Raw genomic sequence first — 15,554 nt, 5'->3', positions numbered from 1 at the left:
CTTTTAAAATAACTAACCCTTTTTTTGAAATTTCTGTTTTCATATTTTTGATTGATTGATTGATTGATTGATTGATTGATGATAGAATTGCTTACGCCAATTTGAATTTAGGCAATTAACGTTCTGACGCTTGGCGAGGTTGGGGATGAAAGATGCGGGATTTTTCGGTTAAACACAAATTTTTCCAAACACAAATCTATCCTTAAATTCAGCCCAAAACCCCAATCACGCCAAACGGCTGTTAGCGGTTCGGGCATTTTTTGTGCTTCTTTTGTCATTTTATTCTGCTGATACAAAAATTGTCATATAGTAATTTATGCAGTGCAATATTGTAAGTATTAATAATTCCTTATTGTCAAACTTTTCAAAGTTTTGGGTTGTTTCAATATTATAGTCATAGTTAAGTTTATTCCATTTAAAATCAGTTTCAGTAACCATTAACTCTCTTTTGTCTGTGTCAATTAAAACAAACTTACTACTCAAAAGCCCGTTAAGTTTTAATAAAAAAGTATCTTCTTTGTTATCAAAAAAGGTTTTGATAATTATTCCTTTCCAACCCATTTTAAATTCTAATAAAGCTTTTGTGCCGTCTTTCAACTCAATTTTAGAGTTCCAAAAACCTTTTGGTTCAAGTTGATATTTTGCACCGTCAGACATTAAAATTTTAGCGTTGAAAGAATACCATTTTTCATAAATTAGTTCCCCAATTTTCTGATTGTCAAATGTTAAATTGAAATTTTGAGAATTTATTGAGTTTGCCTTGTATTGTCCCATAGATGTTACTTGATTGATTGATTGATTGATTGATTGATTGATTGATGAGGGAACTGCTTACGCCAATTTGAGTTTAGCCGATTAACGTTTTAACTAGATGAAACAATGCAAAGCCTAAAATAAAACCTAATACTGCTTTTACTACAACAACTCCTTTTTTTAAAATTTCTGTTCTCATTTTTATTTGTTTAAATTGTTTTTGTTTGTTTTGATGAGACAAATATAGAAGGGCTAAGGCTGTAGTTTTGATGAAAAATGACGAACGGTTATATGCAAATGACGAACGGTTATGACAAGACCAAATTCGATATTAACTACCTTTACGCTACTAAATAGAACAATATGATTCACTTTAAACCAATAGATAAACAAGATTTAAATACTGTCAGTGCTTTGATGGTTGATTTTTACGACATTGACGGTTATCCTATTGCTACAGAAAAGACAAAAGAATTACTAGATCAATTTATAGACAATCCAGCGTTAGGAAAAGCTTGGTTGATCTATTGGCAGGAGCAAGTGGTAGGCTACCTTATTCTAACTTTTGTGTTTAGTTTTGAATACCAAGGAAAAATTGCTTTTTTAGATGAATTATTCGTCACAGAAACAGCTCGAGGCAAAGGCATTGGCAGCAAAGCCATAGATTTTATAAAAGCCAAAAGCCATAAATTATCGTTAAAACTGATCTATCTTGAGGTAGAACCACACAATACAAAAGCGCAAAAATTGTATCTTGCCAGCGGTTTCGAAATGCATAATCGAAAATTAATGCGTCTTAAAACCGATTGAAATTGCTAATACAATAATCAAACACGGACTTTCTAAAAGATATACAAAATTGATTCGTTTTGTAGAAACCTATTCAAAGTAAGTTTTGATTTTAAAAATGAAACGACGCTATTGAGCTAATAATATGAAAACCAAAATATGTGAAATTTGCTCCATTGCAGCCAATACAATGTTTCGGGTTCAAATTAAAACGGGAAAAAATTGGATTTTCGTTTGTCAATCTTGCTGCGAAAAATCAAAAACATTGCCTCAATATAAATACGGAGGAACTTGGAAAGGCAAACGACATTAAGACATTTTTTGTTCCATTATATTTAAAATCAATCATCCAGTTGTATCACACTTTTCTCAAACTAAATTATATACCAATGAAATTTTTAAAATTGTTCTTATTACTATTTGTCATTCAAACACAAGCGCAACAAGGCGGTATGTGGATTCCCTCTTTATTGAAAGGAATGAATGAAACCGAAATGAAGAATCTGGGCATGAAAATGTCGATAAAAGACATTTATGATGTCAATCAGTCTAGTATGAAAGACGCAGTGCCGCATTTTAACGGTGGCTGTACTTCTGAAGTGATTTCGCCAAAAGGCTTATTACTTACCAATCACCATTGCGGTTATTCGCAAATTCAATCACACTCTTCAGTAGACAAAGATTATTTAGCCGATGGATTTTGGGCCTATAAAATGGAAGACGAATTACCAAACGAAAATTTGACTGTAACTTTTATGGTAAAAATTGAAGACGTAACTACACAAATACTTGAAGGTACAGCGTCAATATCAAACGAGGCTGACAAACAAAAAAAAATTCAAGAAAACATCACCAAATTGAGTGCCTCTTTCCCGAAAGAATCTTGGCAAGAAAACAAAATTCGTACTTTTTACGAAGGCAATCAATACGTACTTTTTGTAACTGAGACTTTTTCTGATGTGCGCTTGGTTGGAGCTCCGCCTACATCAATAGGGAAATTTGGGTCTGACACAGACAATTGGGTTTGGCCACGTCATACAGGAGATTTTTCGCTATTCCGTATTTATGCCGATAAAAATAACCGTCCCGCAAAATACTCCAAAGACAATGTTCCTTATACTCCAAAACACTTCTTACCTATTTCGCTTGACGGTATAGCCGAAGATGATTTCACGCTTGTTTTTGGTTACCCAGGGAAAACCAACGAATACCTACCATCTGTAGCCATCGAACAAATTGTCAACGAACTCAATCCTGCAAAGATTGAAATACGCGATAAAGCCTTAAAAGTAGCCGATGGATTCATGCGTAAAGACAATGCTATTAAAATTCAGTACGCCTCTAAATATGCTAGTATTGCTAATTATTGGAAAAAATGGATTGGTGAAACTCAAGGACTTCAAAAATCGAATGCGGTAGCTGTAAAAAGAGAGGCTGAAAAAGCTTTTCAGCAAAAAATCACTAAAGCTGGTAAAGAAAAAGAATACGGTACACTTTTAGCTGATTTTGAAAAGAACTACGCAGCAATTGCGCCCTACGCGCTTGCTCGAGATTACTTTATGGAAACCGTACAACGAAATACTGAACTATTGAGTACCGCCTTCAGATTGTATCAATTAGAACAAGTATACAAATCAAAAGGTGAACAAGCCTTTACGGATCGAAAAAACAATTTAGTTAGCGGCTTGACTGATTTTTATAAAAACTTCAATGCTACCGTTGACGAAAAAGTTTTTGAACAATTGATAGCATTGTACGCTACAAAATCTCCAAAACAATTTTTACCGAAAAGTTTAGAAAATATTGATGCCAAAAATTTAGCTACAACAATATACACCAATTCAAGATTAACGAGCTACAACAGCTTGAAAGAAGTTTTAACTGGAGACGCACCAACCGTTTTAGCGAATTTAAATAAAGATCCTGGATATCTATTAGCAAAAGAACTTGCAGATAGCTACAATACACTTGTAGCTCCAAAGTATGACGAAATCAACCAAACGATTACGGCATTGCAACGCACTTATATGAAGGCGCAATTAGAACTTAACACCGATAGTAGAATTTTCCCAGATGCAAACAGTACCTTACGTGTTACGTACGGAAAAGTCAAAGGATACGAGCCCAAAGATGCTACACTCTACAATCCAATAACGTACTTAGATGGCGTAATGGAAAAATACATTCCTGGTGACTACGAGTTTGATGTTCCAAAAAAACTGATTGATTTGTATCAAAAGAAAGACTACGGTGAGTATGCTGAAAACGGAAAAATGCCCGTATGTTTCATAGGTACAAACCACACTACTGGAGGCAACTCAGGAAGCCCTGCTCTAGACGCTAGCGGGAACTTGATCGGTTTGAACTTTGACCGCGTTTGGGAAGGTACAATGAGTGATATCTATTACGACCCAAGTATTTGTAGAAACATCATGGTAGACATCCGCTATGTGCTCTTCATTATGGATAAATACGCTGGGGCGAAAAATCTAATCAATGAGTTGAAACTGGTACACCCAAAAAAAAGTAAAAGGTTGACAACAAAAAAGTTAAACACAAAATAAAGTCAGATTTTGCTCAAAAATTAATAACAAGAAAAACACCGTTTGTTTTATTAAAATTGGCACAAAAATTGTAATCAAATACAGTGTTGGTAAAAAGTATATTATTTTTCAAAAAAAAAATAAAAAAATATTTTACATATTAAAAAATTTATATCTTTGCCACGAATTAATAATTAACCTTTATATTAAATTAAGATGAAAAAAGTATTTTTAAGTTTAGCTGCTGTTGCTGTATTAACTGTTGTTTCTTGTAAAAAAGCTGATGCTCCTGCTACTGACGAAGCTGCTGTAGTTGATTCTGCTGCTGCTGTTGTTGATTCTGCTGCTGCTGTAGTTGATTCTGCTGCAACTGTTGTTGATTCTGCTGCTGCTACTGCTACTGAAGCTGCTGAAGTTGCTACTGAAGCTGCAAAAAAATAATTAGAACCCAGTTCTAAAAATTTTAAGAGCCATCCGCCTTGCGAGATGGCTTTTTTATTGGAGTACAGTCATAATTAAAAAGAGCGCCTGAATTTAATTCCAGGCGCTCTTTTTTAGTTTACAATATTTAGTTTAATCTTCTAAAAATATCAAATCATTCGACGTAAAATCTAACATCTCAGATACCGATGCGTAGCGTACAATTTCATCAATACCTTTCTGAAGACGCAAGGACGTGGTATACTTTCTACTTGTTGCAAAATGACTCCCCTCAAGCATGAGCTTAAAATAAAATTTACCTGACGTAGATTTGAACTTTAAAAAATCAGCAGTATCACTTTTAAGTTTAAATTGCTCAATGGCTTCCTCACATTCAAACTTCAACTCATAACTCAAACTTGTAAAAACTACCTTCCCTTTTCTAGAAGTAAAAACAAATTTATACTCCTCATTATACCGCTTACTAATTACAAAAGCACCCATACATATTATTAAAAAGATAAAAAACAATTAACCCACTAACAACTAAAACCACAGATAATCAGCAATAAAAAAAGGTCATAAAAAAAGCCCCTTCAAACGAAGGAGCTTTGTACTCAGAGCGGGACTTGAACCCGCACGAACATTGCTGTTCACTGGATTTTAAGTCCAGCGTGTCTACCAATTTCACCATCCGAGCATTAAGAGGTGTTTGAGCGAAAAACGGGGCTCGAACCCGCGACCTCGACCTTGGCAAGGTCGCGCTCTACCAACTGAGCTATTTTCGCATTTTGTATTTAAAAGAACCACAACACTTGTTCTGTATTGCGGATGCAAATTTAAGACATTTATTGGATTAAACAAGTCTTTTTTACAAAAAAATCAAACAAAAAAGATAACAATCTGATAATGTGCTACTAAAAAAATAAATTATTTCCGAGTCAACATTCTTTTAATTTCATTGAGTTTCATTAACGCCTCCATAGGCGTTATGGTATTAATATCAAGACTAATGATCTCTTCTTTTATTTCTTCAAGTAAAGGATCGTCAAGGTTAAAGAAACTCATTTGCATTGGCTCCTCCGGTTCTCCTTTTAGTATTGATCCCTGCTTTGAGGTTTTAGTACCATTTAAGGCATCACTAGAATGGTTACGCTCTAATTTCTTGAGTAGTTTTTGGGCTTTTAAAATCACTATTTGAGGCATTCCAGCCATTTTGGCTACATGAATCCCAAAACTGTGTGCACTTCCTCCTTTTACTAATTTTCGAATAAAAAGAACATTGTCTTTTAATTCTTTGACAGCCACATTGTAATTTTGTATGCGTGTTAATGACTCACTCATTTCATTCAATTCATGGTAATGCGTAGCAAATAAAGTTTTGGGCTGAGATGGGTGTTCGTGTAAAAATTCGGCTATGGCCCAAGCAATCGAAATTCCGTCATAGGTGCTGGTTCCTCGACCAATTTCATCTAATAGAACTAAACTTCGATCTGAAATATTATTCAAGATAGATGCCGTTTCATTCATTTCAACCATAAAAGTAGACTCACCCATAGAGATGTTATCACTTGCTCCTACTCTTGTAAATATTTTATCTACAATTCCCATTCGTAAACTTTCGGCAGGAACAAAACTTCCCATTTGAGCCAAAAGTACAATTAAGGCGGTTTGTCTTAATATTGCTGATTTACCAGACATGTTAGGTCCTGTAATCATAATTAATTGCTGTGTCTCTCTATCCAAAAAAACATCATTTGCAATATAAGGCGTACCTACAGGCAATTGTTTTTCTATCACTGGATGTCTTCCGTTTTTGATATCCAATTCAAAACTATCATCAAGTTCAGGACAAACATACTTATTCTCAACAGCTAACTGAGTAAATGAGCACAAGCAATCAAGTTGTGCAATTAAATTCGCATTCATTTGAACTGGTTTGATGTACGTTGCAATCCAACTCACCAATTGCTCAAATAATTCGACTTCTATTTTATGAATTTTTTCCTCGGCGCCTAGGATTTTAGTTTCGTATTCTTTTAGTTCTTCCGTAATATACCGTTCCGCATTGACTAGTGTTTGTTTCCTGATCCATTCTACAGGCACTTTGTCTTTGTGCATATTACGCACTTCAATATAGTAGCCAAAAACATTATTGAATGAGATTTTCAATGATGAAATCCCCGTTGCTTGTGATTCGCGTTTTTCAATACCCTCTAAAAATTCCTTACCTGAAGTTGAAATGGCTCTCAACTCGTCTAGTTCAGCGTGAACTCCTGGCGCAATAGCATTTCCTTTGGCAATAGCCACTGGAGCATCTTGATTTAAAACCGATTTAATTTTTTCGCGCAGCAAATCGCAACTATGCAAGCTATCCCCTATTACTTTTACTGCTTCTTGCTGACTTTGTAAAGCAAGTGTTTTTATGGGAATTATGGCATCAAGAGATTCTTTCAAGTAAATCACTTCGCGTGGCGAAACTTTGCCAGCAGCAATTTTAGAAATCAATCGTTCTAAGTCGGATATTTGTTTGATTTGATTTTGAATGTTTTTTAAAACACTCTGATTCTCTTTTAGATAAGACACCACTTGATGCCTGCCTTTTATTTTATGACTGTCTTTTAAAGGCAAAGCTAGCCACCGTTTGAGAAGCCTTCCACCCATTGGCGAAAGCGTTTTATCAATTACATCAAGCAAGGTCACCGCATTAGGATTATAACTATGGTAAAGCTCTAAGTTGCGAATCGTAAAGCGATCCATCCATACATAAGCATCCTCAGCAATACGCTGTATAGACGTTATGTGTTGCACCTTATTGTGTTGTGTTTCGGACAAATAATACAATATGGCTCCAGATGCAATGATACCTTCGTTCAAATCTTCAATACCAAAACCTTTTAAAGAAACGGTTTGGAAATGTTTTGTGAGCGTTTCAAAGGCATAATCTTCCTTAAAAACCCAATCTTCCAGATAAAAATTATGAAAGTCTTCGCCAAAAGCTTCTTTAAATTCCCCTTTTTTATTTTTTGGAATCAAAACCTCACTTGGACTAAAATTTTGAAGCAACTTATCTATATATTCCGCGTTGCCTTGAGCGGTTAAAAACTCTCCTGTTGAAACATCCAGAAAAGAGATCCCTATGATTTTATTGGCAAAATAAATTGCCGCAAGAAAATTGTTTGTTTTAGATTGCAAAACCTCATCGTTCATTGAAACTCCAGGCGTAACAAGTTCCGTAACCCCACGTTTTACAATGGTTTTGGTCATTTTAGGATCTTCGAGCTGATCGCAAATTGCTACACGCAAACCTGCTTTGACAAGCTTAGGCAAATACGTATTCAAGGAATGATGTGGAAAACCTGCCAAGGCAGTTTCTCCTTCGGATCCAGCACCACGCTTGGTCAAAACAATTCCAAGGATTTTTGAGGCTCGAACCGCATCTTCGCCAAAGGTTTCATAAAAATCGCCCACACGAAACAATAAGCAAGCATCTGGATACTTTCTTTTTATCTCGTTATATTGTTTCATCAATGGTGTTTCCTTGACTATTTTATCTTTTGACGCCACTTTTTTTGAGGTATTTGGTAATTAAAATTTAGGCGAATTTATAGATTTTTAAACAAAATTGAATGTAATTCAGGGTAAAGTATTTATTTTAGTATGATTTTTAGATGCAACATATATTTTTTTTAATTAAATTTGTACGTACAATTTAATATTATACTGACATGAAAAAAATAATTGCTTTAGCTATGCTAGTTACCTTTGGGATAACAGGTATGAACGCACAAGAAACTACAAAAAAATTGAAACCAGTAAAAGCTAAAATTGCTGCTACAAAAGTAAATGGAGCAGGAATGCTTTTTGCAAGCGAAACCATTGATTATGGTACGGTTGCTCACAACTCTGATGGAAAAAGAGAATTTGTATTTACAAATAACGGAAACAAACCATTGATCATTACTAATGCGCAAGGATCATGCGGTTGTACTGTACCTAGTTACCCTAAAGAGCCTATTGCTCCAGGAGCAAAAGGAGTTATTGGAGTGAAATATGACACTTCAAGAGGAGGACAGCCGTTTACAAAAACAATCACGTTAACATCAAACGCAGTTGTTCCTACAAAAACTCTTACTATAAAAGGAAACGTTTTAGCAGCTGAAACATCAAAAAGCTAATTCTTTTTACAACAAATACTCTAAAGCTTCCTGTAAAATTGGAAGCTTTTTTTTTGAATAATTCCACACCATGAGAAAGTTAGAAAACAGTGAACTCGAACGTAAATCAATTGAAACCTTTAAAAAATCTACAAAAACACCCCTGATATTGGTGTTAGATGATATTAGAAGCTTGCACAATATCGGATCTGTGTTTCGTACCGCAGATGCTTTTTTAATTGAAAAAATTTATTTGTGCGGCATAACAGCTACTCCTCCTAACAAAGAGATTCACAAAACAGCACTAGGCGCTACAGACACTGTTGCTTGGGAACATTACGATAGCGTCTTAGAAGTTATAGAAAAATTAAACAATGAAAATGTGATTACTCTAGCTATTGAACAAGTAGAGCATGCTGTTTTTCTTCAAAATTTTGAAGTTGAAAAAGAAAAAAAATACGCTTTAGTCTTTGGCAACGAAGTCCATGGTGTCTCACAAGAAGCCGTTGCATTATGTACTGGTTGTATTGAAATTCCTCAGTTAGGAACAAAACATTCCTTAAACATATCTGTAAGTGCTGGGATTGTAGTTTGGGATTTATTTAAACAGTTCCAGTATTGATTTTCTTTTGAATTTCGTTCAAGATAAACAAATAGTCTTCTTGATTTTTAACAAAATCTCTATTAGACACATCAATGATCAAAACATTGAGATCTGTTTGAGATTTAATGTAATCTAAATAACCACTATTTATTTTATCTAGATAATCGGCTGGGATTTTTTGCTCATAACTGCGTCCTCTTTTCTTGATGTTTTGCAGCAGGCGCTCTGAATTTTGATATAAATAAACGTATAAATCTGGCTTAGGCATTTCTTTGTAAATGATATCAAATAAGTTGCGATACAAGCGGTATTCATCTTCAGCGAGTGTAATCTTGGCAAAAATTAACGATTTAAAAATATGATAATCAGCAACTAAAAAATCTTTGAACAAGTCAAATTGCGCCAAGTCATCTGACAATTGCTGATACCTATCGGCAAGAAAAGACATCTCTAGCGGAAAGGCATAACGGTTTTGATCTTTATAAAATTTTGGCAAAAAAGGATTATCGGCAAATCGCTCTAAAACTGTTTTAGCATTAAAATCTTCCGCTATTTTTGATGCTAAGGTTGTTTTTCCTGCGCCTATATTACCTTCAAAAGCTACATAATTATAGCGCTCTAGCGGAATATTACGCAACGGTTCATCAAGATCTTTTACGTATACACAAGCGCTTGTGTCTGTAGTACATGCCAGCAACTCCGAAACATTTTTATGCAAAACAGGGTGTTTCCAATCTAGATTCAGATCCAAAACGGGAACCAAAACAAAATTCCTATTTTGCATTAAAGGATGTGGCACCTGTAGTTTTTCAGTAGCAATAACATCATCATCAAAAGCAACAATATCAATATCAATTACTCTAGATTGGTATTCAGATGATAGATTAGGAACACGTCCTAAACGTTTTTCAATTTTTAAAACCTGATTCAAAACTTTATGCGCCGCTTGATACGTGTGAATTAGTACAGCACAATTATAAAAGGCTTCACTCTCAAAACCCCAAGCGGGTGATTCATATAACTTAGAGGTTTTGATAATTGTACCAACCTCTTGATGTATTAAGTGCAGGCATTGAAGGATGTTTTCCTTGCGATTTCCTTGATTACTTCCTATGGATAATATGACTTGATGTTGTGATTTCATAATGGGGTGCAAATTAACTAAAAGAATTTTAGAATTATATCAAATTGCGCTATGCATAAAATAATAAACATAAAAAAGTCTCCCATTTGTGTAACAATACGATGGTTTCAGAGACTTATTAAAAAAATATAAGTATGAAATTTTTAGGAAATGTATTAGCTACCATCATTGGTATTTTTGTGTTTTTCATGTTGTTTTTCTTTGGCATTGTTCTCATTGGAGCCATTTTTGGTGGTGAATCTGAAGGAGTTGTAGTTGAAAATAATTCAGTTATCGAGTTGGATTTAGGAAGTATACAAAATGATTATGCAGGTAAATACAAAGACCCTTGGGTTACCGTTTTCTCAGAAAATAAAACCATTGGTTTAATTGATATCTTAAATGCTATTGAAGAAGCAAAAAATGATGATGATATTAAAGGAATATCTATTCTGAACAGCAATTCTGGATTAGGTATAGCACAAAGCAAAGCCTTGCGCGATGCACTAGAAAGTTTTAAAAAATCAGGGAAATTTGTTATGGCTTACGCCAATGTGTATTCGCAAAAAGAGTACTACATCAACTCTGTTGCGAGTCCTATTTATATTAACCCTGTTGGAGAAATGGACTTTAAAGGTCTTTCATCCGAAATTATGTTTTTCAAAGATTTCCAAGAAAAATCAGGATTAAAAATGGAAGTAATCCGCCACGGAAAATACAAGAGTGCTGTAGAACCTTTTCTTGAAAACAAGATGAGTGACGCCAATAGAGAACAAACTACAGCTTTGTTAACGTCTGTTTGGAATTCTGTTGTAAATGACATTTCAAAAAGCAGAAATATACCAGTGGCAAAACTAAATGAAATTGCCAATGGCCTGCAAGCTAGAACACCAGAAATGGCAAAAGCACAAAAACTGGTAGATATTATTGCCTACGAAGATGTATATCATGATGCCATTAAGAAAATTTTAAAAGTAGACAAAGACGAAGAATACAACACCATATCTGTTGTTGATTATGCACAAAAAGTAGCTACAACCTCCCTATCAAAAGATAGCTCAAATGAAATTGCAATTATTTATGCTCAGGGAGAAATTATGGGTGGTGAAGGAGATGTAACAGTAATAGGTGAAGGATCTATGCGTCGCTCTTTGCAGGAAGCCAGAAATAATAAAGACGTAAAAGCAATTGTTTTACGAATAGACAGTCCAGGTGGAAGTGCACTGACATCTGACTTGATTTGGCGAGAAATAGAATTGACCAAAAAAGTTAAACCTATTGTAGTCTCCATGGGGAATTACGCAGCATCTGGAGGATATTATATCGCTTGTAACGCCAATACTATTTTTGCTGAAGAAAATACCATTACGGGATCTATAGGAGTTTTTGGAGTTTTACCAAATTTTACGCCACTGGCAACAAAGATGGGAATTTATACCGAGCAAGTTAAAACTCATACTAATGCAGCTGATTACAGTCCATTTGTACCATTAGACGAAAACTTTAAAGCCGTTACTCTTGAAGGGGTAGAACACATCTACAAAACATTTGTAACGCATGTAGCTACAGGAAGAAAAATGACATTTGCTCAAGTAGACGCCATTGCTCAAGGAAGAGTTTGGACAGGATCTGAAGCACTAAAAATAGGACTTGTAGATAAAATAGGTGGTCTTGATGATGCTATTGCAAATGCTGCTAAGCTTGCTAAAATAGAAACATACAGCACTCAAAATTATCCTGAATATGAGAAAAATTTTGAAGAGTTATTTGCTGGATTCCCATTTGCTAGTTCAAAGGCAGCATTTATTAAAGAAGAAATTGGAGAAGAAAACTACCGTGTGATGCAGGAAATAAAAAAGCTTCAAAACCGCAAAGGTGTACAAGCTATATTGCCTTATGAAATCAACATTAGGTAATTAAAAAAATCAAAAGCTTACAAAATCCGCTTGAGTATGATGCTCGAGCGGATTTTTTTATTTTCAAATAATAAATATTTTTGGTTTTATGAAAACATTACATACAATTTCCCCAAGAAACTACTATTTTTGTATAGAGTTGTCCAAAATCCCCCTTGGTCTTAACCCATTAAAAACTAAAACATTATGGTAAAGAAAATTTTAAAAATCATTGGAATCATCTTATTGCTTTTGGCAGTAACGCTATTTGCTGCACCGTTTTTATTCAAAAACCAGATAAAAGCAAAAATATCTGAGGCTATAAACGCCAATGTAGATGCCAAAGTAACCTTTGCAGAAGCAGATTTAAGTCTTTTTAAAAATTTTCCAAATGCAAATGTAACCTTAGAAAAATTTGTCATAATCAATAAAGCTCCGTTTGAAGGTGACACTCTTGTTTCATTGGGAGAATTAGACTTAAAAATGTCTATCAAAGAACTTTTTAAGGATAAAAAAGAAGCCATTGCTATTGATGGCATTTACTCTAAAAATGGATTAATTAATATCATTTTCAATAAAAATGGAATTGGCAACTTTGATATTGCGCTCAAAGATCAAAAAGCAAAAGAAGAAGGTCCAAGCAGTCCATTACTTTTAAAAATCAAAGATTATAAAATTGAGAACTTTCAATTTCGTTATTTTGATGAAAGTTCTAAAATTAAGATGGTTATTGATAGTCTTAACCATCAAGGAACTGGAGATTTTGCCGCACAAAAATTAGACTTAGACACTAAAACTACAGCCAAAGTTTCTCTCAATCTGGACAAGGTCAACTATATGAATAAAGTTGCCTTGACACTAGATGCCGTTTTAGGAATTGATTTGGCGCAAAGCAAATATACGTTTAAAGAAAACAAAGCCTTAATCAATCAATTGCCGTTAGAATTTGATGGTTTTATACAAATAATGCCAAACGGACAACAATATGACTTAAAGTTTAAAACACCTACCTCGTCCTTCAAAAACTTCTTAGGAATTATCCCTGAAGCCTACGCCGCTAGTCTGGACAATGTAAAAACTACGGGAGATTTCACCATAGTTGGTTTTGCAAAAGGGTTGTACTCTGAGACTACTGTTCCGAAGTTTAACATAGCCATTGCCTCAAATAATGCTTCGTTTCAATATCCGAACTTGCCAAAATCAGTTGATAAAATTGTAATAGATACCAAAATCATCAACGAAACAGGGATTCTTAATGACACTTATGTAAACCTAGACCAACTTTCGTTTCAAATTGATCAGGATGTATTTAATGCCAAAGCCAATATTAGAAACGTTACGCAAAACGCACTAGTTGATGCCGCATTAAAAGGAACTATTAACTTAGCAAATCTTTCTAAGGCCTATCCTATCAAACTTGACAAACCTTTATCAGGTATTTTAAAAGCTGATGTTACTACAAAATTTGACATGCAATCTGTAGAGAAAAGCGACTATGAAAAAATAAAGAATGCCGGTAACATAAGTTTATCTGGTTTTAAATACGCTGACGAAAACGGAAAAACAATGAACATAAGCACAGCAGCGGTTCAGTTCAATCCTAGCCAAGTGAATTTAAAACAATTGAATGCTACAACAGGAAAAAGCGATATTAGTGTAAGTGGAATTTTAGAGAATTTTTACGGTTTTATCTTTAGAAATCAAGAACTAAAAGGAAATTTCAATATGGTTTCAAAGCAAATAGCTGTTGACGATTTTATGACAACAGGCGAACCTGCAAAAACCGACGCTGGTACAGCTAAAAAAGCCGATGCCATGAAGATTCCTGCGTTCTTAAACTGCACGCTTACCGCAAAAGCTACTACGGTTTTATATGACAACCTTACACTAAGAGATGTATCTGGAAAATTGACCGTAAGAGACCAAAAGGTAAGTTTACAAAACGTAAAAACATCTATTTTTGGAGGAACAATTGGCGTAAACGGAGCCGTTTCTACTAAAGGAAAGACTCCCGTTTTCAACATGGATTTGAAATTAAATCAAGTAGATATTGCACAATCGTTTACGCAGCTGGACATGCTGAAAAAAATTGCTCCTATTGCAGGTATCATCAACGGGAAGCTGAACTCGAGCATTAAGCTAAACGGAAATCTAGACGCAACTGAATTTACTCCCGATTTAAAAACACTTACCGGAGACTTATTGGGTCAGTTGTTGTCATCTACTGTAAACGCAAATAATTCTACTTTACTCAAAGCAATTGGGTCTAACATCAAATTTATTGATGTAAACAAACTTAATTTAAATGACATTAAAGCAGCCATCACGTTCAAGGACGGAAAGGTAAATGTAAAGCCATTTGATATTAAATACAAAGACATCAAAGCTTCTGTGGGCGGAACGCATGGATTTGATCAAACTATGAATTACACCTTAAAATTTGATGTGCCTGCCAAATATTTAGGCTCGGAGGCCAATGCGTTACTAGCTAAACTGACACCTGCTGATGCTGCCAAACTAGAGAATTTACCTATCAATGCGTCCTTAGTTGGTAATTTTACCAATCCGAGAATTACAACTGATGTAAAGACGGCAGTCACTAAGCTTACAACACAACTGGTAAACCAACAAAAAGATCGATTGGTTAAAAAGGGAACCTCTGCAATTACAGATTATATTAACAAAAATAAAAAGCCAGGCGATACCACAAAAACAGCTACGCCTACTGCACCTGCTACAAAAGAAGAAGTTAAAGCAAAAGCAGCCGATTTGCTCAACGGACTGTTTAAAAAGAAAAAGAAAGCTGTAGATACTACAAAAGTAAATTAGCAACATTTTATAAAATAGAAAAGAGGAATTCACTAAGTGAGATTCCTCTTTTTTTTGTTTATAATTTCGCTACAGTTCCTCGTGTAGGCGTGCTGCTGCAACGGGTTCACGTGCGTAAAGGATGGCAGCGGCATCCTTTTATGGAGCCCAAGCGGAATAAAAGATATAGCGAACAGCCGAGGGCACTGAAAAACATCGCTTATTTTGATTAGCATCCTTTTTTAGATAATAAAAAACGCTTGTAACAGGATTTCAAACATCCGTTATAAGCGTTTTTTTTTTGCAACTGTTTTTTATTGTAGGTTATATGAGTCGGTTTTTGACTTATACAGGTTCATTTGGCAAAATGCATGTGTAGATTACATTTTCTACATTAATTTGAGTATTCTTTTTAAGTTGACTGTAAAAATTGCTATTGCACCTTGCATTTGCATATTGGTA

At 34.7% G+C, this 15,554-nt stretch carries 13 protein-coding genes and 2 tRNA genes; 8 read left to right on the top strand and 7 right to left on the bottom strand.

All coding sequences use genetic code 11. The annotated features are described in order from the left end of the window. Nucleotides 1-107 precede the first annotated feature (107 nt). Both FJV36_RS04260 and FJV36_RS04255 read right to left on the bottom strand, forming a co-directional pair. Nucleotides 108-278: a hypothetical protein gene (locus FJV36_RS04260; RefSeq protein WP_158980872.1), complete on the bottom strand. Its 171-nt coding sequence runs from the start codon at nt 276-278 to the stop codon at nt 108-110. Nucleotide 279: 1 nt separating this feature from the next. Next, nucleotides 280-774 (bottom strand): hypothetical protein, encoded by a 495-nt coding sequence (locus tag FJV36_RS04255; RefSeq protein ID WP_158729527.1) that lies wholly within the window; start codon nt 772-774, stop codon nt 280-282. Nucleotides 775-1,116: 342 nt separating this feature from the next. Between FJV36_RS04255 and FJV36_RS04250 the strand changes: the two genes are divergently transcribed. The 4 genes from FJV36_RS04250 (at nt 1,117) to FJV36_RS04235 (ending at nt 4,526) form a co-directional block, all read left to right on the top strand. Beyond that, complete coding sequence (locus tag FJV36_RS04250) at nt 1,117-1,563, top strand: GNAT family N-acetyltransferase (protein WP_158729526.1); 447 nt, start codon at nt 1,117-1,119, stop codon at nt 1,561-1,563. Nucleotides 1,564-1,687: 124 nt separating this feature from the next. Beyond that, complete coding sequence (locus tag FJV36_RS04245; RefSeq protein WP_158729525.1) at nt 1,688-1,855, top strand: hypothetical protein; 168 nt, start codon at nt 1,688-1,690, stop codon at nt 1,853-1,855. A 76-nt stretch (nt 1,856-1,931) separates the two neighbouring features. Beyond that, nucleotides 1,932-4,106, top strand: a complete 2,175-nt coding sequence (locus FJV36_RS04240; protein WP_158729524.1) for a S46 family peptidase — start codon at nt 1,932-1,934, stop codon at nt 4,104-4,106. A 195-nt stretch (nt 4,107-4,301) separates the two neighbouring features. Next, the gene (locus tag FJV36_RS04235) at nt 4,302-4,526 is read left to right on the top strand and encodes a hypothetical protein (RefSeq protein WP_158729523.1); all 225 of its coding nucleotides are present in this window, start codon (nt 4,302-4,304) and stop codon (nt 4,524-4,526) included. Nucleotides 4,527-4,658: 132 nt separating this feature from the next. Here the strand turns inward: FJV36_RS04235 and FJV36_RS04230 are convergent, their stop codons facing one another. The 4 genes from FJV36_RS04230 to mutS form a co-directional block, all read right to left on the bottom strand. Continuing rightward, a complete protein-coding gene (locus FJV36_RS04230) occupies nt 4,659-5,009 on the bottom strand; it encodes a DUF1508 domain-containing protein (RefSeq protein WP_158729522.1) in 351 nt (116 codons plus the stop codon). A gap of 110 nt (nt 5,010-5,119) precedes the next feature. Further along, nucleotides 5,120-5,205, bottom strand: a tRNA-Leu gene (locus FJV36_RS04225). Between the two features lie 15 nt (nt 5,206-5,220). After that, nucleotides 5,221-5,293, bottom strand: a tRNA-Gly gene (locus tag FJV36_RS04220). A 142-nt stretch (nt 5,294-5,435) separates the two neighbouring features. Then, nucleotides 5,436-8,072 carry a DNA mismatch repair protein MutS gene (mutS, locus tag FJV36_RS04215; protein WP_199250918.1) on the bottom strand — a complete coding sequence of 879 codons (2,637 nt, stop codon included), beginning with the start codon at nt 8,070-8,072 and terminating at the stop codon, nt 5,436-5,438. Between the two features lie 161 nt (nt 8,073-8,233). Between mutS and FJV36_RS04210 the strand changes: the two genes are divergently transcribed. Next, nucleotides 8,234-8,683 carry a DUF1573 domain-containing protein gene (locus FJV36_RS04210; protein WP_158729521.1) on the top strand — a complete coding sequence of 150 codons (450 nt, stop codon included), beginning with the start codon at nt 8,234-8,236 and terminating at the stop codon, nt 8,681-8,683. Nucleotides 8,684-8,753: 70 nt separating this feature from the next. Continuing rightward, nucleotides 8,754-9,284 (top strand): RNA methyltransferase, encoded by a 531-nt coding sequence (locus FJV36_RS04205; RefSeq protein WP_158729520.1) that lies wholly within the window; start codon nt 8,754-8,756, stop codon nt 9,282-9,284. On the opposite strand, the gene folK is transcribed toward FJV36_RS04205, so the two are convergent. After that, the gene (gene folK, locus FJV36_RS04200; RefSeq protein ID WP_158729519.1) at nt 9,265-10,410 is read right to left on the bottom strand and encodes a 2-amino-4-hydroxy-6-hydroxymethyldihydropteridine diphosphokinase; all 1,146 of its coding nucleotides are present in this window, start codon (nt 10,408-10,410) and stop codon (nt 9,265-9,267) included. The genes FJV36_RS04205 and folK overlap by 20 nt on opposite strands. A gap of 134 nt (nt 10,411-10,544) precedes the next feature. On the opposite strand from folK, the gene sppA reads away from it, so the two are divergent. Both sppA and FJV36_RS04190 read left to right on the top strand, forming a co-directional pair. Next, nucleotides 10,545-12,305: a signal peptide peptidase SppA gene (gene sppA / locus FJV36_RS04195; protein WP_158729518.1), complete on the top strand. Its 1,761-nt coding sequence runs from the start codon at nt 10,545-10,547 to the stop codon at nt 12,303-12,305. A gap of 186 nt (nt 12,306-12,491) precedes the next feature. After that, nucleotides 12,492-15,113, top strand: coding sequence for an AsmA-like C-terminal region-containing protein (locus FJV36_RS04190; RefSeq protein ID WP_158729517.1), 2,622 nt, complete (start codon nt 12,492-12,494; stop codon nt 15,111-15,113). The last annotated feature ends 441 nt before the right edge of the window (nt 15,114-15,554 follow it).

The organism is Flavobacterium sp. I-STPP5a (genome assembly GCF_009764685.1).
Taxonomy (GTDB): domain Bacteria; phylum Bacteroidota; class Bacteroidia; order Flavobacteriales; family Flavobacteriaceae; genus Flavobacterium.
Note: the sequence above shows the minus strand (reverse complement) of the source record. Positions and strands in the feature narration are given on the sequence as shown.

Bases quoted from the DNA above. Each gene is read 5' to 3' on its own strand.
- FJV36_RS04235 (WP_158729523.1), top strand. From the start codon at position 4,302: ATGAAAAAAGTATTTTTAAGTTTAGCTGCTGTTGCTGTATTAACTGTT.
- FJV36_RS04205 (WP_158729520.1), top strand. From the start codon at position 8,754: ATGAGAAAGTTAGAAAACAGTGAACTCGAACGTAAATCAATTGAAACC.
- sppA (WP_158729518.1), top strand. From the start codon at position 10,545: ATGAAATTTTTAGGAAATGTATTAGCTACCATCATTGGTATTTTTGTG.
- FJV36_RS04250 (WP_158729526.1), top strand. From the start codon at position 1,117: ATGATTCACTTTAAACCAATAGATAAACAAGATTTAAATACTGTCAGT.
- FJV36_RS04230 (WP_158729522.1), bottom strand. From the start codon at position 5,009: ATGGGTGCTTTTGTAATTAGTAAGCGGTATAATGAGGAGTATAAATTT.
- FJV36_RS04260 (WP_158980872.1), bottom strand. From the start codon at position 278: ATGACAAAAGAAGCACAAAAAATGCCCGAACCGCTAACAGCCGTTTGG.
- FJV36_RS04210 (WP_158729521.1), top strand. From the start codon at position 8,234: ATGAAAAAAATAATTGCTTTAGCTATGCTAGTTACCTTTGGGATAACA.
- FJV36_RS04190 (WP_158729517.1), top strand. From the start codon at position 12,492: ATGGTAAAGAAAATTTTAAAAATCATTGGAATCATCTTATTGCTTTTG.
- FJV36_RS04240 (WP_158729524.1), top strand. From the start codon at position 1,932: ATGAAATTTTTAAAATTGTTCTTATTACTATTTGTCATTCAAACACAA.
- FJV36_RS04255 (WP_158729527.1), bottom strand. From the start codon at position 774: ATGGGACAATACAAGGCAAACTCAATAAATTCTCAAAATTTCAATTTA.
- folK (WP_158729519.1), bottom strand. From the start codon at position 10,410: ATGAAATCACAACATCAAGTCATATTATCCATAGGAAGTAATCAAGGA.
- FJV36_RS04245 (WP_158729525.1), top strand. From the start codon at position 1,688: ATGAAAACCAAAATATGTGAAATTTGCTCCATTGCAGCCAATACAATG.